We start from the raw sequence: 20,581 nt of genomic DNA on the forward strand, positions 1-20,581 counted from the left end.
GACAAATGAAGATTGTTAACAAATATATTTTAAGAAAATTTATCGAGACATTCAATCCTATATTTTTTACACTTTTTTTTATGATTTCTATCGTTTATATGATAAAATTTGCAGAGTTAACTGCCATCATACAGGTAACTTTTTTAGAACTTGGAAAATTATATATTTATATGATGCCAAGGATCATCATATACATTTTGCCTATTATATTTTTTATAGCCATAGCCATAACTATGACTAAAATGTCAAAAGATAATGAAATGAGTGTCATATTTTCTTTTGGAGTATCACCAAAAAAAGTAACGAAACTCTTTTTTGTATTATCTTTGAGTGTAAGTGTTTTTCTTGTATTTAATACTATATTTTTAGTTCCTATTTCTGTTCAACTATTTAAAAATTTTGTTGACATAAAAAAAACAAAAGCCCAATTCAATATCAAGCCATCTGAGTTTGGACAAAAGTTTTCAAACTGGTTTGTATTTATAAACAAATCTGACAATAAGAAAAATTTTCAAAATATTGTTATGTACTCCAATAAAAACGGAAAAGAGCAATTTGTCATAGCAAAAAATGCAAATATAAATAATGATAAAGGTTTATTGAATTTAAACTTGCACAATGGAAAAGCTTACACAATCAAAAAAGAGAATATTATGCAAACTGACTATAAAGCTTTAAAGATATACAATAAACAAAATATAAACATTATTGGCAACAACGGTATCTTCTCATATTGGCTTCAAGGATTAAAGGATAAAGGAAGAGCCAAAGATTTTGCACTTTTTATGCTTTTATCTTTATTTCCTTTATTTGCATATCTGTTGTCCTTTAGCATTGGAATTTTCAATCCAAGATATGAAAAAAGTAATGTTTATCTTTATATATTTCTAACTATTTTATCATATTATATCATTATGAAATATACCCTTGCCATAAATCCCATTTTAAGTTTAATAGCAGATCCGCTTGCCATACTGATAGCTTCTATGATATTTTTCAAAAGAAGAATTTTAAGAAGATATTAATCCTTCTCCTAAAGCTTTTATTTCATCTATTTTATTGAAACTAAAAGTTTTAAACCGATAAGTTTTAGGCTCCAATAGATAAAGTTCTTTTTTGCATTGAGATATGGCTAACTTTGTTTGATTGTATATTAGGAGTCTTATAGATCGTTCAAGCATTTCCATAATATTGCCTGTTTTAAAAAAATTATTTGGCAACTTGTGACTAAAAGAGTTTTTGCCCATAACATCTACTGCTAAGATCACATCTTTAGTTGCTTCCAATACCCCAAGGTTTTCACACAAAAAACCATCTCCAAGCATAAGCTTTTCAATATATTGCTCTTTAAAAATACCGGGAATTGCCATAGTAGCCAAGAGGGCATCAACTATGCGTATATTTTTATCAGTACTAAAAAGATATTTTTCTCCAAAAAGCAGATCAGTAGCTATAAGCTTAAGAGGTATCTTGGTTTCATGCATATATCTATCACCAAATATATATTCAAATATTGCTTTAATTTTATTATCATTTATGATGGATTTTCCACTTAACGAAAAATCCATCCAATGACTAATGCCTGCAAATTTTTTCAATTCAGTCATAATCTCTTTTTCTTTCATACCAATAGCTACACAAGCACCGATAATCCCGCCCATGCTCGTTCCTATAATTTCACTTGGCATAAGTCCAAATCTCTCCAAGTCTCCAATAACCCCTACATGTGCCATTCCAAGTGCCCCGCCACCGGATAAGACAAGGGAAAAAGGAGTATTTCTAAGTACTTCTACAATATCCACAATAAAATTCCTTATTTTTTATTCTGCTCTGTAATCAATACTATTTTTCCATCATCAAAATACTCTTCACCGCTAAGATATCTTCGTATTGCTGATGGAGAAAGGGAAACAATACTTGTTTTGCTATGGGAAAGTGTTTGAGCAACACTCTTAGCAATATTACTGCGAACCTCTGAAAGATTGGATAAATACATGGGTATTATACCCCACTTCCTGCCAATTAAAGCATTTGTTGTAGCAAGATAAATATCTTTTTTATGATAAAGCAAATTTGGCTTCCAGATATCAAGCAGATAAAAACGATTGCCACTTTCTTGAGCAAGTTTACAAAATGGTTCTTGGGCATGCCAAAAAAGTGGTGATTCAACCATTTTTGTTTTAGATATCTTATCCCATCCTTTCTCAATCAATTCTGTACAGGGATTTTTATTTCCAATAATCAATATACTGATCGGCAGGCTTTTAATCCCCAATAAATTACGACAAAAACGATTATTTTGTTGCATAAAATAGTGTTTTAATACTTTAATCTCAATCGGCGATACTTGCTTGTGGATAGCAAGACGATAAGGGTGGGTATAAAGATATAATGACATTACTACTGACATCATAACAATCAAAAGAGAAGAAAAGATTAGACTGTGTGAATGTGGTGTTTTATCATGAAAAACAGATCGATACTTCATCCATTTAAATACTGCCACCCCTAATATAGCCCAAAGTGTTCCAAGTAAAAATCCTGCATAAACATCACTAAGGTAATGCTCTCCTAAATAAATCCTACTAAACCCAATCCCGATAATTAATACAGTAGTTAGAAAAAAAATATTTAGTTTTGCGCGTATTGTAGAAGCATTACGCATCAAGAGATAGCCTATAAATCCATATAACGAAACTGCAATAGTTGCATGACCGCTAGGAAAAGAAAATGTCGGTTCAAAATAAAGTGCCATCTCCGGTCTGGGTCGATGAAAAGCCAATTTTCCTAGCCAAAGAAAAAAAATAGAACCTGCCAATGAGGTGTAAAAAGAGATCAGGCTATCATATAGCCGGTAAAGTACAAAAATTACTGAAATCGTTAAAACAACCGCTACAACTACCGGTTCTCTCCCCAAATATGTGACCCATGTAAAGAAATGTATCAATCCCGGCGTGCGCCACTGTGCCATCAAATTGGCAACTATATGATCAAGATAAATGATAGGATCTTTAGTAAGAAAATCTTCAACAATTCCCCCGAATAAGATCAAAACATACACAAAAGCAAACACCAATACCGTCAATGGAAAGCCGGTAAAATGGTTGTGATCAAATCTTTTTTTGATAAAGGAGACAGTTTCAGGATATCTGTTTATCAAATTTCGTACCGGGCGGCTTTGCATCAAACCATCACGCATACCGGCAAATATTAAAAGTATCATAGGGATATTAGCCTGCAAAAAACGCTTAAGTATCCATAGAATTAAAATAAACCCTACCAATATGGAGATAACTACTACACTTCGTTCCATTAAAGCTTGTGCTAAAGAGATAGATGAAGAAAAAAGATACCCTATCCCTATAAATTCAATACTCCATCCGATAGCTCCAAGAAAATTCCATACTACAAATTTCTTGCGATCCATTTGTGCCGAGCCGGCTAAAAAAGGTATTGTTTCTTTAAGCCCCGGAATAAAACGAGAAAAAAACACTGATTTGGCTCCATAGGAGTTAAGAAAATCATGCGCTTTCTTGATATTTGATTCTGGTATGTGAAGTTGTGGCTTATGAAGCAAAACTGTTCCATATCGTTTACCAAGATAGTAGTTAGTGCTATCCCCAAGCCAAGCTCCAAGAATCCCAAAACTCATAACAACAGTTATATCCATATATCCTTGACCGGCTAAAACTCCCATCACCAACAAGATTGTCGAACCGGGCAACAGCCATCCAAGACCGATTAATGTTTCCCCAAAAGCTGACATGAATGCGATCAAAGCATCATAACTACTAAACTTTTCTATAAAAGGTAGGATAACATGTTGGATATCATGCATGATCAAACTCCTTGATTGTTAAGTCACTACTGAGCAAAATTTGCATCTCTTTTTTTCTATTTTTACTGATATACCATCTTTTAAATTGATTATTTTCAAACTGCTCTTCCTCCTCTTTGGATATATATCCCGGGTGTAACAGAACCTCGATGATCTTTGCATCCTTTGATTTATCCAATCCTTTTTTTATCGCTTTTAATGTCATATTTCCACAAAAAAGAGTGCTGATAAATGCATCATTGTATGCAATATTATTTGCATTGAATTTTGCTATCATTTTATCAGACAGGCGGTTTAAAAAAAGAAATATAAAAAACTTGATCCCAAAATAGTTAAACAAATCTCCAAATGATTCTATAGCCCAAAAAAATCTTCCTTTTGGTACTCTAACTTGCATGATATTTATATCCATTTGATTATTTAATTCTATCAAAATATCAGTTATAAACGGCATGACATGAAAATGTTGATGCGAATCTATACAAATATCTTTGGTATGTAATTTTTCACAATACAGTTTGATTTGGCTTGCAAACTCTTCTTTTATCTCTTTTTTGATAATTTCTTGTTTCTTTGGACTTGAAAAAAGGTAATACTCAAGAAAAAGTCTTTGCCAACTTTTAAAAAAACAACCGTTTTTATCTGTTAAATATATAAATTTTTCTCTAGAGAGTGCTTTTCCTTCTGTGATGTTTAAATGCAAAACTTTTCTAATATTGCTATTTTTTATCAATTTTAAAGAATCATTTAATGCCTGGGTATTGACTATAATACTTATGGAATTAACTGAGCCCTTATCGATACATTTAAAAATTGTCTTACTTATATGAAGTGTATCCCCAAAGTCATCTGCATGTATAAAAATTTTTTGCAATTTCATCTCCTTTGGACTTTACACTCTAAAATCTTTCCATCACTGAAGTATCGTTGTTCTTCACTTGGTTCGTTATCACCTTTTACCTCTTTTATCTTGCATTTTGTTTGGTTATAATGGCATTTGACTTTTAAATCTTTTCTGCTTAAAAGATAATTGTAGAAAAAATCTCTGCTTTTATCTATATCTTTATCGATTTTATGGATAGGCGTTATAAAATAGTTATAAAAACTAAACTCATAACCGTCATCATAAGATATAGAGGCATAATACACTTTTGTTTTTTTATCCTTTTCTTTAAACTCCCAAAACCTTATATGCTCTCTTTTTGAGATAGAATCTGTTTTATACTGATATGCAAAATTTTGAGGCAGATTCATAAAATAGAGCGAACTTACAGGTGGGATTTTTTCTTTTAAAAAATGGATATATTCTAAAAATGATATATGATTTTGTTTAAATATATCATTTTTTACCCATTTGCCGTCAACTATATCTTTTACATCAAGAGGAGTTTTTATGATGATATTGATAGGTTGAATTGTAATTTTTTTATCATCCTTATAGTACAAACCAAGTTTTTTACAATCTTTTATATTGGATATAATATACATATCATACGGTTTTAAATAGTCTGTTTTTTCTTTAGGATTATCGATAAAAAACAGCACAAATAAAAACAATAGATAAAGGACTAAAGCACCAAAAAGATAAACAAAAGAGTGTTTAAATATATGCGTAATAGCTTTTTTCCTATCCTCTTTTATCATCGCTCTGAAGTTTTTTAATATATTTTTTTTCTTTAGATAATAGTATAAGCCATAAAGTAAAATTATAAAAAACAGTAAGACAAACATATAAGTTTCCAAAATGTTTAAGACAGCATCAAAGTGTTTACCAAAGAAGTATCCTACGATGATAAATTCACTGATCCCTACAAGAGCACCTGCAACTTCATATGGTAAAAATTTTTTATACTCAAGCTTATATACACCCGCTACAAAAGGAGTTACCCAGGAAATCGGACCAAGCAATCTTCCAAAAAATACACACAAAGCACCATATTTGCGAAAAAACTTTATGCCTTTTGTAAAGTTGTGTTTATTGATAAACTTTTTCAATAATTTGATTTTTTTTAATTTCGAATAAAATGCAAAACCATACTTTCTGCCTAAAAGATAACTGATATTATCCCCTGTAACCCCACCTCCATAAAGTATAGCCATAACTATCCAAATATCAAGGATACCCATGCCCGCAAGAATACTCCCGCTTAAAAAAAATATCTCACCATATACAAAAAAGGAAAAACCTATGATAGTTTCAAACATAGACCCTGCAAAAAGTATGACATAAGCCAACTCTTTATGATGCAGTAAAAAAATGATAAATTGGTCTATGGCATGATAAAGCATTTATCTAACCGACTTATAAGGTTTGTACTTTTTATATTTTTCAGGAGTAAATGCCTGGATATTCCAGTAAAACAGTGTTTTAAAGTAGCCATCTTTGGCAAATCTTCTTGTTGAAGTTGCAACTTCGTCTGTATTTAAAAAGAAAAAATTACCAAAGACAAGCATTGTTTTTATAAACTTCAAATCCTCTGAGAAGTTTAAAGCTTCATCAAACTTCACTTCTTTTGCAATGCTTGTTTTTGCTATTTGAATCGAATATGAAGTTTTAGTGAGCTTATGAGCTATATCAAAAAACTTGAACCAACATTTATCATACAAAGAGTAACTATCGGAAGGTTTTATAGCTGTGGTTCCTATAACAAAATTGCTATTGCTGTTTTTATTGAGATAATTATTTAATTCATTTAAAAAATCTTTCTCCAAAATAGTATCTGCATCTAAAAAGATAGTAAAATCAGACCTTTTATCTGTATATTTCAATCCGGTATTTTTAGCTTTTGAAACACCCTTTTCACTTTTATATACTTTAAGATTTTTTATACTCTCTTCGTAAGTTTTCAATATTTCATAACTTTTATCACTTGAGCCGTTTTCAACTACGATAATTTCAAAAAAGTCTTGATTATAATCGATCTTTGAGAGTTTATCAAGGGTTCTTTTTATATATTTTTCCTCATTATGAACCGGAATGACAATAGAAAAGAAATTTTTACGATATGAGTGTGTTATCTCATCTCTTATCATAGATAGTGCTTCTTTTGTTTTGCCTTGAGGTTTCATTGGTGCGGTTTGTTTTGTTTTTTGTATCAATTGATTAAGATCAAAGTTATCTTCATCCTCACATATTACAAAATAATCTTTATACTTATGATAAGAAGCAAGATACTCCTGTTCGGTAGAGTTTGGAGTTGGAAACAGTATAGCTTTTTTATCAAGCTCAACAAGATCCATGATGGTTGTGTAACCTGTTCTTGAGATGATCATCTTAGCTCTGCAAAAAAGTTCATTTCTAAGTTCTTTAGTAGCTGAGGGATAGATGGTGATATTGCTTTCTTCTATAGTTGCCACCTCATGTTCTCCGGCATTTCCAAGTATAAAAACTTTTTTACCTTCTATCTTTTTGGCTTGATGTAAAAGTTTTGATATAAAGCTCTCTTTTTTATCTTCAAGGTATCCGCTTATGATAAAAAGATAGTCTATATCTTCTTCTATCTCAAGTTTTTCGTATGAAGAGATGATGCCTACATATTTATGAGGAAAAAAATGTGTTAGAGAATTATGCGAAAGATTGCCCGCTAAACTTTTGGAGTACTCTTTATAGTCAGGGATAAAAACTTTACTGAAATTTTTAAAATAAAAAAAGTTGGAAAAATCAGTAACAAATTTAAAAAAACCAAGCCATTTGGGCGGGATAAATGAAATCTGATGAGAAAGCAGAAAAGATGGTACTTTTTTTGAGTAAATTCCATACCTACCATCAGAAAAGATAAAATCATACTCTTTTTCAATATTTAAAATCCTCTTATGTTCATCTTTTATAACAAAATTTGTTTTAATTAGATCAATTAAAAGATAATAGTAAAACCAAAGCCCTTCTCCTCTTTCAAGTTTGGGATAATCTTCAAACTCTAAAAAAGTAACATTTTCATTTGATAACTCTTCTTTTAAAAATGTCAAAGCATTTCCATATGATATAACAGTTATATCATACTCTTTTAGAAAATATTTGATAACAGCCAAGCTTCTTGTAGCATGACCCAAACCAAGCGAACTAACTGCAAAAAGTGCTTTTTTCATCTTGTATCCTTGTATTGTTTTGTGAAATTATATGATACTAAAATGAAATGAAAATGAAGTTGGGAATGGTGTAAATTTCATTATGAGTTTACTTGTTCGCTATGGATCAGTCGCTTTTTCGACTTATTTACTGATAAAAGAAAGACTACAATATCACAATTGATAAAATAATAAATAATGGTGTTAAGTACTTTTTATAGTAATGATTAGATAGCTTTGATAATTTATTTATCGTAGTGATACTTGCAACTGGCGATTATAATGATTAGTATAAAGGGGACTGTCCCCTTTATTTATACTTTATTTATATTCAAAGCCCTCTTCATATTCTAAATAGTAATTTTCAAATGCTTCTATTTTTTGCCATTAAAAAGTTAATACTTTATCAGATTCAACTACCCAACTAGCCAAATCATCCATAGTTCCTTTTATCTCATCATTGAAATATGGTTGATTCTTATTTAATCCGCATCTTGCTTGACAAGTTCCACATACTTTTAATTTTACACCATTTTCATACAATTCTTTTAATATTTGAACTAAATTAAATTCATAAAATTCAGGTTTAGCAGTTGCATCTCTTGCTAAATCAACTGCATCATTCATTAAAAAGATTTTTACCTCTTCACCTTTTTTGTATAAAGTTTTTGCTAATCTTAAACCATTCCAGGTTACATCACCACCATCATAAGGTTGATGATTAAATATTATTAGTGTACTCATCTTAGTTTACTCCTTTTTATTTGTTGCCACAAAAACTATTTTCCATTTTCAGTTCTTGAAAATGGATATAAGTCTTGTAACTCTTCTTTTGTAAATCAAAATTTAAAGTTATCAATATAAGCCTTTAAAATTTCATATGCTTTGTTTATTTCTTAAAATTTTTATTAATATTTACATTTTTCTTTTTTAATCCATTGGTTCACCAGTTTCCATTGGCATATTAGTTCTTGAATATTCTACCATACTACCGTCAAATACTTTTACATCTTTCATTCCAACTAAAAATTTTGATACAAACCATAGCCCTCTTGCTTTGTGCCCTGTATTGCAGTATATGATTAAAGGTTTATCAAGCTCAACAACATAGCCACTATTATATAATGTTTTTTTTGCTTCTTGAGGAGAAACCAATTTAAAATATTTACCAGTATCTTTGGTATATCTAATCATTGGTGTTAATTTAGCAGTAGGAATTCTACCATGTCTTGCTAAATCTTTTCTATTATCTTCCCCTTTATAGAACTTATTTACTCTTGCATCTGTAATTTGTATATCATCATTATATATGGCTTCCGTAATATCATAAATAGAAGCAACGATAGATTTATCAAAACTTTCTAACTCAATATCGCTTTTTGTTATTTTTGGCAGTTCGGTTGTAGTTGGTTTTTTCTCACTTTTCCATTTTGCAAAGCCATCATCTAAAAGTGCTGTATTTTTAACATTATAAAGCCATAAGTTCCAAATACCGCTTGCCGCATCTGCAAAATCCTTGTTTTTCTTTCCTACACTATAAAATACTATTGCACTATCTTCTATTACTCCAGCATTTTGAAGCATCTTTTGCACTTGTTCAATTGTATTTGGTAGTTTTGGGATATTTCCAAGTTTACCACCAAACCAAGTTTTTTTTGGATAATTTACAGCACCTTTTATATGTCCTTTTTTATAAGCCTCTGCTTTTATTGTATCAATTATAACTAAATTTTTATCATTAATATTTTTTTGTAGCCATTGTGTTGAAACTATATGATTGTTTGGAACCTCTAAAGCAAACATCACTGATGTTGTTGCTATAACTAAACTTGCTTTTTTGATTATTTTTTTCATTTTTTATCTTTTTTATAATTTAGCTAATTTGCTAAATTAATTTTAAAATTATATAAAATTAAACTTAAAATTATATTAATTAGCTAAATTGCTAAATACCAGTTTTTTATACTATAATTTTAAAACCCAATTTAGGATGTTATAGATTATGTTAGATATAGAATAAAAAATAAAGATTTTTAAAGCACTTGGAAATGAAACAAGGTTTTTAATATTTAAAAATGTATTTACAGGTGGTTATACTTGTAGTATTGATGATAAAAAACCAAAAGATGATATTATCGCTCAAGCAACTTTTGTAACAACAATAGCTGAACATTTCAATTTTTCACTTCCTACGATTTCAAAGCATTTAAAAGAATTAAAAGATGCAAATATTATAAAAATGACAAAAAAATCAAATAAACGGCATTGGGGGAGGTTATAGTAATAGTTATAGTAATAGTTGTATCCTTGTCTTGTTTTGTGAAATTATATGATAGTAAAATGAAATGAAAATGAAGTAGTAAATTTCATTTTATTTTCATTTTCACCCGATACAATACTATAAAAATCTGAGGAAATGGATATGAAAAAATTAGTGCTTCTTCTTTGTTTCACTCTTTTTGCTTTTGCATCTTCGTACAATCAAAAGATGCTAAATCTTATAAAAAAGAGTGATTATAAGCAACAAAGTTTCTCTTTTGCTGTTATGGGGGATAACCGTGACGGAGATAATGTTTTACAAAAGATTATCAAAAAGATAAATCAGGATAAAGATATCTCTTTTGCTCTCAATAATGGTGACTTGGTGCCTGATGGTTATAAAAAAGAGTTTAAAAATTATCTTGATATCATAAAAACTTCAAACAAGCCTCTACTTTCCATCATAGGAAATCATGAAATACCTTGGTATGACGGTGAAACAAATTATGAAAAAGTTTTTGGTAAAACTCATTTTGCTTTTAGCTATGCAAATAGTTACTTTATCATCCTTGATACATCAAATAAAACCATAAAGAAAAAACAGTTTAAATGGTTAAAAAAAGAGCTTAAAAAGTCTCAAAATTTTACAAATAGATTTGTCTTTACCCATGTGCCTTTATATGATCCAAGATATGGAGAGTATGGAAAAGGTCATAGTTTTAAAAGCTTAAAAAAAGCAAAAAAGTTAAATGATCTGTTTGATAAATACAAAGTTACTATGCTTTTTTGCTCTCATATACACTTTTATCACAAAGGAGTATGGCAAAAAACTCCCTATATCATCACAGGAGGCGCGGGAGCTCCTTTGAAAAAGTATAAAAATGATGGATTTTACAATTATATAAAAGTGACAGTAAATGGATCAAAAGTAAAGTATAAGGTGATAAAGATAAACGCTAAAGCACCAGGTTTTATCAAGCAGACTATCCAGTCAGCTAAAGATGTGCTTGATTTGAATTAGGAGGAGAATATGGTAGATATAATTTTAAAAGCATTTAAAGATTTATTTGATAAAAAAATACTTTTTACTTCCTTGATACCTATCATCATAGCGGCACTTTTTTGGGGAATTGTCTTTTTTATCTTTCATACTGATTTAAGCCGTTTTGTTTCATGGCTTGTTTCTCATATTCCTTTTATAGGAGATAAAAGTTGGGTACACTCTTTGGTAGAAAGCATCGGTGGTGTAGTGATATATTATGAACTGCTTATAACAACTTCTATAATGATAGTAGGAGTGATAGCTGATAGCATAGTAGATAAAATCAATGACAAATATTATCATCTTCAAAAAAGAGGTTTTGGAAGTTTGGTTGAGAGTATATATATCTCTTTAAAACAAAATATCATCTTCTTTATACTTTTTATCATATTGATACCGGCTATGTTTGTACCTGTTTTAAATATCTTTGTACATCTTCTTTTATGGTCAATTTTGATAAAAAAGCCTACTTTTTATGATTCGATTTCCATGTATGCTACAAAAGATGAATTTAATACTTTAAAAAACACAAACAAAGCTACACTTTTGATCATCACTCTCTTATCAGCCTCTTTATTTTTGATACCGGTTTTTGGTATCTTTGTTTATATAGTACAACTTTTGATGTTCACTCACTTCAATCTCACAAGGTTAAAACAGTTACGATGAGTGTAGATTATCTATTAAAGCATTTTTATGGGTGGATTTTATCCTATCCACACAGTTTAGTTTTATGGGTTATAATTTCTATCATATTTGTAGCTTCTGTTTTAGAATCCCTTCCTCTTCTTGGTATGATGTTTCCGAGTGAAAGTTTGACTATATTTTTTGGGATTTTAGCTTATAAGGGCATAGTTGATATTTGGATATTGATAATTGCTACATATATCGGTATATTGGCTGGAGATATAGCTGGGTATCTTTTGGGTAAAAGAGTAGGAGAGGATTTTTTAAGAAAGCATGCTAAAAGACTTAAGATAAACAGTAAAAAGTATGAAAAAGTAAAGTCAATGCTCGATCAAAATCTCATAAAAGCACTTTTTATAGGAAGAACAAACGGTTTTACAAGATGGATAGCTCCTTTTTTATCCGGAGCAAACGGCATAAGCTTAAAAAAGTTTATCTTTGCCAATATGCTAACAGCAGCTTTTTGGGCACCTGCATTTTTACTTGGTGGTTATTTTCTTGGCAATGCTTTTGAAGTTTATGGCAAATACTTTGGTCTTGGCATCATAGTAGCAACTATCATAGCTATAGCTGGATACAAGATGTATAATCACTTCAAAGAAAAAGGTTGGCTTGAAAGAGAAGATTTTAAACTTTTTATTATCAATATCTTTGGACTTTATCTCGTATCAAAAATGATAGAAGATATACTTGACCTTGAGCTTGTAACAAAACTTGATATGTGGATAAGCTCTCATATATCTGAGATTTATACACCTCTTTTTACAACTATTATGAAAATCACAACAGCCATAGACAATCCTTTTGAGATAAGTATCATTATATCTATCTTTGCAATATATCTGATATATAAAAAATGGTATATGGATTTACTGCTCTTTCTCTCATCTTTGTTTGGCTCATCAGCAGTCATGTTTATACTAAAAGATATCATCCAAAGACCAAGACCCACGCCGCGACTTATAGAGGTAACCGGTTACTCTTTTCCCTCTGGGCACGCTACAGTTAGTACAACTCTTGGTTTATCTCTCTATCTGATACTAAAAGATAAAGTCAAACATAAAAAGATTTTGCTTACTTTGTGTATAATATACCCCGTAGTTATCTCTTTTAGCAGAGTTTATCTAAATGTTCACTACTTCAGCGATGTAGTTGGTGGCATAGGAGTTGGACTCTTTGTAACAAGTTTGATGGCTATGGTGGTGGAGATGCAAAGAAACAAGAGGGAAACAGGTGAAACCAAATTATAGTCTCAAAAAGAACTTTTTATATGCTTGTGATGGAGCAAAAGAGCTTTTTAAAGAGAGTGCTTTTAAGATAGAGTTGGTTGCTTTTATTTTAGCAACTGCTGTACTTTTTTTCTTATCTTATCCACTGTGGGCAAGGCTTTTTATGTTTTCATCTTTGTTTATACCTCTCATAACTGAAGCTTTCAATACCGCTATAGAAAAAGTAGTGGATATGACTATGGATGATTATAATATTTTGGCAAAACATGCAAAAGATATAGCCGCTTTTGGTGTATTTTTGAGTATATTTGTCCCTATTTTTGTGTGGGGCGGTTTTATTATGTATTTTTGGAGATAATATGAGTATAAATAAAAACATTATAGCTCTTGGATGGGTGAGCTTTTTTACTGATATGGCATCATCTATGGTTACTTCAGTGTTACCTCTTTTTGTAGTTTATGTGTTGCATGAAGGAGTTGATAAGCTTGGATTTATCGTAGGTATTGCTACTTTTATATCTTATGGATTTAGATTTGTTTTTGGATATCTTAGCGATAGATACAAGATAGTCAAACCTTTTGTGGTTGCCGGATATGCCATATCGGCTGTTACCAAGCCGCTTTTATATTTTAGTAGCGGATGGATAAGTGTAGCTGCTTTAAGAGGGGTTGAGAGAGTTGGAAAAGCGATAAGAAGTGCTTCAAAAGATACTCTCATATCAGCTTATTCTAAAAAAGGTAAAAGTGGCAAGAGTTTCGGTTTTCACAAAACTATGGATATAGCCGGAGAGCTTAGTGGAAGTGTCATAGCTTTTTTAACTCTTTACTACCTTGGGAAAAATGAAGTGATATTTCGTGAACTTTTTGCCTGGACTTTGGTGCCCGGTATCTTTGCGGTGATTGTAGTTTTATTTTTTGTTAAAGATATGCCATACAAGTCCAAAGCAAAAGCATCCAAACTGGTTTTAAAAGATGATATATCTTTACTTCCTGTTTTACTTTTATATTTCGCATTTGTATTTTTTATGTTCAATGACTCTTTTTATCTTATCAAAGCCAAAGAAGCCGGATACTCTTTGGCATATATCCCTCTTTTAGTCATCGTTTTAAACTTGACTCAAACTTTTTTTAGTTACTTTTTTGGGCTAAAGGTAGATAAATTTGGAGCAAAGAGAGTACTTTTTGCCTCTTTTGTCTTTGGGATCATATCTATGCTGTCACTCTATCTTGATTTTATCATTGTTGGCTTTATATTTCTCGGACTTTTTACCGTTTCAAGCTTAAATGCTATCAGAGCTTATATATCAAGTGAAGCAAAAAACAAAGGAAGTGTATATGGTTTCTTCTATGGCGGAGTTGCCGTAAGTGGAGCTTTGGGAGCTTCTTTTGTAGGACTTATATGGAAATATTTGGGAGAAAACAGAGCCATAGAGATATCTCTTTTGGCTCTTGTTTTAATAGGTACTCTTTTTTTATTTACTCAGTTTAGCAAATTACAACGGACTTAATCTCTGTAAACTCTTCAAGAGCATATTTTGGACCTTCTCTTCCGACACCGCTTAGTTTTACTCCGCCATAAGGCTGTATGTCAAATCTCAGTGTCGGAATGTCATTTATCACAACTCCGCCACACTCAAACTCATCTATAGCTCTTTTGGTTAGATTTAAATCATTTGTAAAGATAGAGTACTGAAGTCCGTAAGGAGAGTTGTTTATCTTTGACAATGCTTCATCAAAATCTTTAACTTTTACAAGTGAAACGATAGGAGCAAAAACTTCTTCACAGATGATTTTCATATCATCTCTTACATCACCTAAAATAGTAGGATAAAATATCCTATCTTCATTTTTGTTACCACAAAGTAGTTTTGCGCCTTCTTTTACGGCACTCTCTACCCAGCTTTTAGCTCTTATAACGGCATCTTGAGAGATAAGTGGACCTATGAAAGTATCTTTGTCATACGGATCTCCTATGGTTAGTTTCTTGGTTTCACTAACAAGCTCTTTTGCAAACTCATCATATGCTTTATCTTGCACATAAATCCTTTGAAGAGATATACAAACTTGACCCGAGTTATAAAATGATGCAACCGCACACTTTTTAGCTGCACTTTTTATATCCGCACTCTTTTCTATAAAAGTAGCCGCATTTCCGCCAAGCTCCAAACACACTTTTTTAATCCCTGCAGTCTTAGTGATGATTTTTCCGACAGGCACGCTCCCTGTGAAACTTATAATCCTTGGTATATCGCTTCCTACCAATGCGCTTCCCACTTCCGCATCTCCGTAAACTACGCTTAAAGCATCTTTTATGGCGTATTTACTTTTATAAAAAAGTTTAGCAAATTTATAAGCACTAAGTGGAGCTTCCGGAGTTGGTTTTAAAACTACACTGTTTCCCGCGGCAAGTGCGGGGACTATCTTGTGAGCTACGAGATTTAGAGGGAAATTAAATGGGGTTATAGCTACCACCACACCTGCCGGAACTCTTTTGAAAAAACTTACACTCTCTTTTCCGCTTGGCATGGCATCGGAACTGAAAGTCTCACCATGAAGTTCTATAGCGGCAGAAATAGTCAGCTTTATCGTCTCTATACATCTATCGACTTCTATAAGGGAAAATTTAAACGGTTTTCCAACTTCATTGGTTATGGTTTTGGCGAATTCCTCTCTTCTTTCTTGTAATTTATCCGCCACATCTTCAAGCCATTTGATCCTCTCAGATAGTTTTGATCTTTTCGTATCTTTGAAAGCCTCTTTTGCTATGAGTAAAGCTTTTTTTGCATCATTTTCATCGCACTGCGGATATATCGAAACGATACTGTTCGTATAAGGATTTTTAACTTCCACCCAATCACTCTTTATAGCTTCATCACTTCCAAAAAGTATCTTTGCCTGCATCTTTTTATCCTTTGTTTTTATCTGTATATTTTATCACATTTTAGCTATAATGCTATATGCACACTAAAATTCTAAAAGAAAAATTCGGTTTTGATAATTTCAAGCCCATACAAGAAAAAGCGATTAAAAAAATCCTTAAAAATGAGGATTTACTCGTAGTCTTACCTACCGGTAGCGGCAAATCTCTCATATACCAACTTCCTTCACTTATCATGAGCGGTGTTACCATAGTTATCTCGCCTCTTATAGCCCTAATGCAAGACCAGGTTGCCTCACTCAATTTAAACGGTATAAGCGCCAAGATGCTAAGTTCATCCAATACTTCAGAGGAAAATTCTCAAACCATAAAAGAGTTGATTGAAGGCAAACTAAAGCTTCTTTATGTAGCGCCTGAGAGATTTGTCAATGAAAGCTTTTTGCAAATTTTAAAAAAAGTTGATATAAACTTTTTTGTTATAGACGAAGCTCACTGTGTCAGCGAATGGGGACATGAGTTCAGGGATGATTATAGAAAATTAAGCTTGATAAAAGAGAGATTTAAAGATACACCTATCACCGCTTTTACTGCAACCGCCACTAAAGAAGCTGAAGCAGATATACTCAAAACTCTACAAATTCAAAATGTTTTAAGAGCAAACACAAAAAGAGACAATCTCATCATAAGATGTCAAAAAAGGATGGGCAACGGTCACTCTCAAATCATATCTTTTTTAAATACCCACAAAGATGAGTGCGGTATCATCTACTGTTTTACAAGAAAAGAGACTGAAAAGCTTTCAAGTTTTTTAAACCAAAAAGGTTTTTCAACTCTTGCTTATCATGCAGGTTTGCCAAGTGAAAAAAGAGATGAAATCTTTAAAAAATTCAAAAACGAAGAGGTTAAGATCATAGTAGCAACCATAGCTTTTGGAATGGGTATAGACAAAGACAATATCAGATTTGTCCTGCATACTTCCATGCCAAAAACTTTGGAAAACTACTTTCAAGAAATCGGCAGAGCCGGAAGAGACTCCCTAAAAAGTGATACACTTTTACTCTTTTCAAAAGCCGATGAGATAAGCAAAAGAGTTTTTCTTGAAGAGCTACCGGAATCAAACTACAAAAGAAACATATATGAAAAACTAAACACAATGTATCGCTACTGTGTAACTTCCAAATGTCGTCACCGCTTTATAGCGGAGTATTTCGGAGATGAAGTGGATAAATGTGAAACTAACTGTGATAATTGCCTTGAAAAGGATATAGAGTTTGTAGATGTCAGCATTGGTGCACAAAAGTTTTTATCAGCCATGATAAGAAGCGGTGAAAAGTTTGGTGCAAATTATATCATCGATATACTAAAAGGCTCCAAGTCCAAAAGAGTACTTGAAAACGGGCATGACAAACTCTCCGTTTATGGTATAGGTGATGAGTTTAAAAAAGAGCAGTGGGGAAGCCTGCAAGATAAACTTCTTGATATGGAAGCGATTTTCCAAGAGAGTGAGTATAAAACTCTAAAAGTTACAAATATAGGGAAAAAGATACTTAAAGGTGAGCTGAAAGTAGAGATAAAAAAGAGGGATTTGGAAGTCAAGAAAGATTTTAAAGAGTATAAAAAAGAGATAGAAAAAGATGAAATTTTTGAAAAACTAAGAGAACTTAGAAGCGAGTTTGCCAAAAAAGAGAAAGTGCCGGCTTATATCGTATTTAGCGATAAAACACTTTATGAAATGTCCAAAAAACTACCCCAAAACGAGGATGAATTTTTAGAGATTTCGGGGGTTGGCAAAACAAAGCTTGAAAGATATGGTAAGAAGTTTATAGAACTTTGCAATACTTTAAAAAGCAAATCACCAAAACAGCTACATAAAACTTATCAAGAAACATTAAAACTCATAAATGAAGGTAAAAACTTCGAAGAGATTTGTAAAGCAAGAGAATTGAAGCCCGTTACTATCCTTACCCACATAAACACTCTTTTTGAAAATGGATATATCGATGAAGATTTGTATCAAATCTATATAAAACCGCTAAAGAAGAGTTTCCCCAAAGAAGTAAAAGAGTGGATAAAAAAGGGACTTGAACTTGAAAACTTTGATAAACTAAGAGAGCTTTTTAGCCTTTACGGCGCGCTTTACACTCCCAAATAAGCCTCTTTTACTTTTTTATCGTTTATGAGTTCGTTTGATTTGCCGCTCATGACTATCTGCCCGTTTTCAAGAACGTAGGCTCTATCACTGAAACTAAGAGCCAAGTGTGCATTTTGCTCTACTAAAAATATGGTAGTTCCTTTTTCTTTTAGATTTTGAAGCACTTCAAATATATCATCTACTATGATGGGAGCTAATCCCATACTAGGCTCATCCAAAAGCAAAAGTTTTGGTCTGCTCATGAGAGCTCTTCCAAGTGAGAGCATTTGTTGTTGACCGCCTGAGAGAGTTCCCGCGTAATGCTCTTTTTTTTCTCTTAAAACCGGAAAAAGTTCATATATCCACTCTATATCCTCTTTTATCTCATTATCATCTCTTGTATATGCGCCCATCAAAAGATTGTCCTCTACGCTTAGGATATTGAAAAGCCCTCTGCCTTCTGGTACTTGTGCGATGCCAAGCTTTACTCTCTCTTTTGACTCAGTAGCGCTTATGTCTTTACCGTTAAAAAATATTTTACCGTTTTGTTCTTTTTCCAAGGCACTTATAACTCTTAAAAGTGTAGTTTTACCGGCTCCGTTTGCCCCTATAAGTGAAACCATTTCATTCTTTTTTACCTCAATATTTATATCGTTCAAGGCTCTTATCTTGCCATAACTAAAGTCAAGATTTTCAATTTTTAACATAATTCGATCCCAAATATGCTTTTATAACATCTTCATTGTCCGCTATCTCTTCAGGTTTTCCATAGGCCAATTTTTTACCGAAATTCATAACCGTTATCTCATCTGAAATATTCATGACCATTTTCATATCATGTTCGACTAGAAGTACACTAAGACCCTCTTTTGCAACCTCTTTTATAATACTGGATATCTCATCCGTTTCTTTGGGATTGAGTCCCGCGACAGGCTCGTCAAAAAGTATAAGTTTTGGATTTGTCGCCAAGGCTCTTATGATCTCAAGTTTTTTCAAAACTCCATAAGGAAGTGAATCGGCCTGCTTGTATGCGATATTTTCAAGTTCGAACATTTTCAAGTACTTGATGGCTTCGTTTTCAAACTTTTCCTCATCCTCTTTTATCCTTTTGGATCTTAAACAGGTATGGATGATATTTTTACTCATAAATTTATCAAATCCCAGCATGATATTTTCAAGTGCACTCATACTGCCACAAATCTCAAGATGCTGAAAAGTTCTGCATATCCCTTTATGTACGAGCTTATGCATGGGTAGATTTGTGATATTTTCTCTATGGCCGTGTATCATCTCTTTGATGTCATCAACTTCGCCGATGCATTTGATACCATCATCTTTTCTTAGGTATATCTCTCCTGAAGTCACTTTATAGATACCTGTTATCATGTTGATAAGAGTCGTTTTACCGGCACCGTTTGGTCCTATGATGGAGTGAATCGTGCCTTTTTTTACATTGAAGTTAAGATCATCAACTGCTTTCAATCCACCAAAACTTTTGCTAAGTTCCCTAACTATGAGCATCTTTTTTCCCTATCTTGTCAAACAAAGATATGATACCCTTTGGCATGAACATCATAACAAAAATGATGATTACACCGTATATCAAAGTTTGATAATCTTCAAAAGATGTCAATATTTGAGGCAGTATAGTTAAAAAAACAGCTCCCAAAAGTGCGCCGTAAACCCTGCCGATTCCACCAAAAACCACTATGACCACAAGTTCTATGGATCTACTGAAACTTGCTTCTGCCGGACTTATGAAGCCTGAGAAAAAAGCATACATACTTCCTGCAAGCGCAGCTATGACAACAGATATGACAAACACATAACTTTTATATCTTGCCACATCCACCCCTACACTACCGACTGCCGGGGTTGAGTCATGTATCCCTCTTAAAATCCTACCATATGGTGAATTGATGATATTTTTAAAAGCCAGGATAACCAAAACAAGCAAAACGGAGCTTAAAACATACCACTTGATATTGGTATCAAATGCAAATCCAAACAGTTTAAAAACATCCACGCCCATACCATCAGGTCCGCCTGTAATATCTGACTGGGCATTTAAAGCTATATAGATGATGATACCAACTCCTAATGTCGCCATAGCTAGATAGTGTCCCTCAAGTTTTAATATCGGCTTTGATATGATAAAAGCAAAAAGAGCCATAAAGATCAAACTTACTGTCAAGCTTAACATCGGCGAAACACCGTAAGTAGTGCTTAGGATAACGGCCATATAAGCACCAAGCGCAGCAAATCCCCCATGCCCCAAACTTATCTGTCCGGCATATCCTATAAGAAGATTTAGTCCTATACATATAATCGCATTTAACAAAGAGAGTATAGCTATCTCATAGTAAAAGTCATTTTTAAAGAAAAACGGTATGACTATAAGAAGAAGGGTTAAAAAGAGGATATCTTTGGATAGTGAGTGATGTTTCATACT

General features: G+C 32.3%; 19 protein-coding genes. 8 read left to right on the forward strand and 11 right to left on the reverse strand.

The genetic code is table 11. The features are described from left to right. Positions 1-5 precede the first annotated feature (5 nt). Entirely contained in the window at positions 6-1,025 is a 1,020-nt protein-coding gene (locus tag ACZ47B_RS05520) for an LptF/LptG family permease (RefSeq protein WP_464895682.1), read from the forward strand. Here the strand turns inward: ACZ47B_RS05520 and ACZ47B_RS05525 are convergent. The 7 genes from ACZ47B_RS05525 to ACZ47B_RS05555 form a co-directional block, all read right to left on the reverse strand. Beyond that, positions 1,011-1,802, reverse strand: a complete 792-nt coding sequence (locus ACZ47B_RS05525; RefSeq protein ID WP_464895683.1) for a patatin-like phospholipase family protein — start codon at positions 1,800-1,802, stop codon at positions 1,011-1,013. The genes ACZ47B_RS05520 and ACZ47B_RS05525 overlap by 15 nt on opposite strands. An 11-nt stretch (positions 1,803-1,813) precedes the next feature. Next, positions 1,814-3,838 carry a bifunctional DedA family/phosphatase PAP2 family protein gene (locus tag ACZ47B_RS05530; RefSeq protein WP_464895684.1) on the reverse strand — a complete coding sequence of 675 codons (2,025 nt, stop codon included), beginning with the start codon at positions 3,836-3,838 and terminating at the stop codon, positions 1,814-1,816. Beyond that, positions 3,831-4,712, reverse strand: a complete 882-nt coding sequence (locus ACZ47B_RS05535) for a ChbG/HpnK family deacetylase (RefSeq protein WP_464895685.1) — start codon at positions 4,710-4,712, stop codon at positions 3,831-3,833. The genes ACZ47B_RS05530 and ACZ47B_RS05535 overlap by 8 nt, the downstream gene beginning before the upstream one ends. Positions 4,713-4,714: 2 nt before the next feature. Next, positions 4,715-6,127, reverse strand: a complete 1,413-nt coding sequence (locus tag ACZ47B_RS05540; protein ID WP_464895686.1) for an LssY C-terminal domain-containing protein — start codon at positions 6,125-6,127, stop codon at positions 4,715-4,717. After that, positions 6,128-7,924, reverse strand: a complete 1,797-nt coding sequence (locus tag ACZ47B_RS05545) for a glycosyltransferase family 2 protein (RefSeq protein ID WP_464895687.1) — start codon at positions 7,922-7,924, stop codon at positions 6,128-6,130. It abuts the gene before it with no gap. Between the two features lie 366 nt (positions 7,925-8,290). Further along, on the reverse strand, positions 8,291-8,647 hold the full coding sequence (locus ACZ47B_RS05550) for a DsrE/DsrF/TusD sulfur relay family protein (RefSeq protein WP_464895688.1): 357 nt from the start codon (positions 8,645-8,647) through the stop codon (positions 8,291-8,293). Between the two features lie 186 nt (positions 8,648-8,833). Then, a complete protein-coding gene (locus ACZ47B_RS05555) occupies positions 8,834-9,757 on the reverse strand; it encodes a sulfurtransferase (RefSeq protein ID WP_464895689.1) in 924 nt (307 codons plus the stop codon). A 307-nt stretch (positions 9,758-10,064) separates the two neighbouring features. Here ACZ47B_RS05555 and ACZ47B_RS05560 point away from each other — a divergent pair, with 307 nt between their 5' ends. The 6 genes from ACZ47B_RS05560 (at position 10,065) to ACZ47B_RS05585 (ending at position 14,628) form a co-directional block, all read left to right on the forward strand. Then, the gene (locus ACZ47B_RS05560; RefSeq protein WP_464895708.1) at positions 10,065-10,184 is read left to right on the forward strand and encodes an ArsR family transcriptional regulator; all 120 of its coding nucleotides are present in this window, start codon (positions 10,065-10,067) and stop codon (positions 10,182-10,184) included. Positions 10,185-10,325: 141 nt separating this feature from the next. Continuing rightward, complete coding sequence (locus ACZ47B_RS05565; RefSeq protein ID WP_464895690.1) at positions 10,326-11,183, forward strand: metallophosphoesterase family protein; 858 nt, start codon at positions 10,326-10,328, stop codon at positions 11,181-11,183. A 9-nt stretch (positions 11,184-11,192) separates the two neighbouring features. Then, a complete protein-coding gene (locus ACZ47B_RS05570) occupies positions 11,193-11,873 on the forward strand; it encodes an EI24 domain-containing protein (RefSeq protein ID WP_464893555.1) in 681 nt (226 codons plus the stop codon). Continuing rightward, the gene (locus tag ACZ47B_RS05575) at positions 11,870-13,141 is read left to right on the forward strand and encodes a bifunctional DedA family/phosphatase PAP2 family protein (protein WP_464893556.1); all 1,272 of its coding nucleotides are present in this window, start codon (positions 11,870-11,872) and stop codon (positions 13,139-13,141) included. Before ACZ47B_RS05570 ends, ACZ47B_RS05575 begins: the two co-directional genes overlap by 4 nt. Continuing rightward, a complete protein-coding gene (locus ACZ47B_RS05580; RefSeq protein WP_464893557.1) occupies positions 13,125-13,478 on the forward strand; it encodes a diacylglycerol kinase in 354 nt (117 codons plus the stop codon). The genes ACZ47B_RS05575 and ACZ47B_RS05580 overlap by 17 nt, the downstream gene beginning before the upstream one ends. Position 13,479: 1 nt before the next feature. Further along, a complete protein-coding gene (locus tag ACZ47B_RS05585) occupies positions 13,480-14,628 on the forward strand; it encodes an MFS transporter (protein WP_464893558.1) in 1,149 nt (382 codons plus the stop codon). Here ACZ47B_RS05585 and ACZ47B_RS05590 read toward each other — a convergent pair. Continuing rightward, positions 14,606-16,021, reverse strand: coding sequence for an aldehyde dehydrogenase family protein (locus ACZ47B_RS05590; protein ID WP_464893559.1), 1,416 nt, complete (start codon positions 16,019-16,021; stop codon positions 14,606-14,608). The genes ACZ47B_RS05585 and ACZ47B_RS05590 overlap by 23 nt on opposite strands. Before the next feature lie 56 nt (positions 16,022-16,077). On the opposite strand from ACZ47B_RS05590, the gene recQ reads away from it, so the two are divergent. Further along, positions 16,078-18,150, forward strand: a complete 2,073-nt coding sequence (recQ, locus tag ACZ47B_RS05595) for a DNA helicase RecQ (RefSeq protein WP_464893560.1) — start codon at positions 16,078-16,080, stop codon at positions 18,148-18,150. Here the strand turns inward: recQ and ACZ47B_RS05600 are convergent. From ACZ47B_RS05600 to ACZ47B_RS05610, 3 genes are read right to left on the reverse strand one after another with little or no spacing between them, the layout of a single operon-like run. After that, positions 18,135-18,836 carry an ABC transporter ATP-binding protein gene (locus ACZ47B_RS05600; protein ID WP_464893561.1) on the reverse strand — a complete coding sequence of 234 codons (702 nt, stop codon included), beginning with the start codon at positions 18,834-18,836 and terminating at the stop codon, positions 18,135-18,137. The genes recQ and ACZ47B_RS05600 overlap by 16 nt on opposite strands. Further along, positions 18,823-19,650, reverse strand: coding sequence for an ABC transporter ATP-binding protein (locus ACZ47B_RS05605; protein WP_464893562.1), 828 nt, complete (start codon positions 19,648-19,650; stop codon positions 18,823-18,825). The genes ACZ47B_RS05600 and ACZ47B_RS05605 overlap by 14 nt, the downstream gene beginning before the upstream one ends. Continuing rightward, positions 19,637-20,578, reverse strand: a complete 942-nt coding sequence (locus ACZ47B_RS05610) for a branched-chain amino acid ABC transporter permease (protein ID WP_464893563.1) — start codon at positions 20,576-20,578, stop codon at positions 19,637-19,639. The genes ACZ47B_RS05605 and ACZ47B_RS05610 overlap by 14 nt, the downstream gene beginning before the upstream one ends. Positions 20,579-20,581 lie beyond the last annotated feature (3 nt).

Source organism: Thiofractor thiocamini, assembly GCF_055384375.1.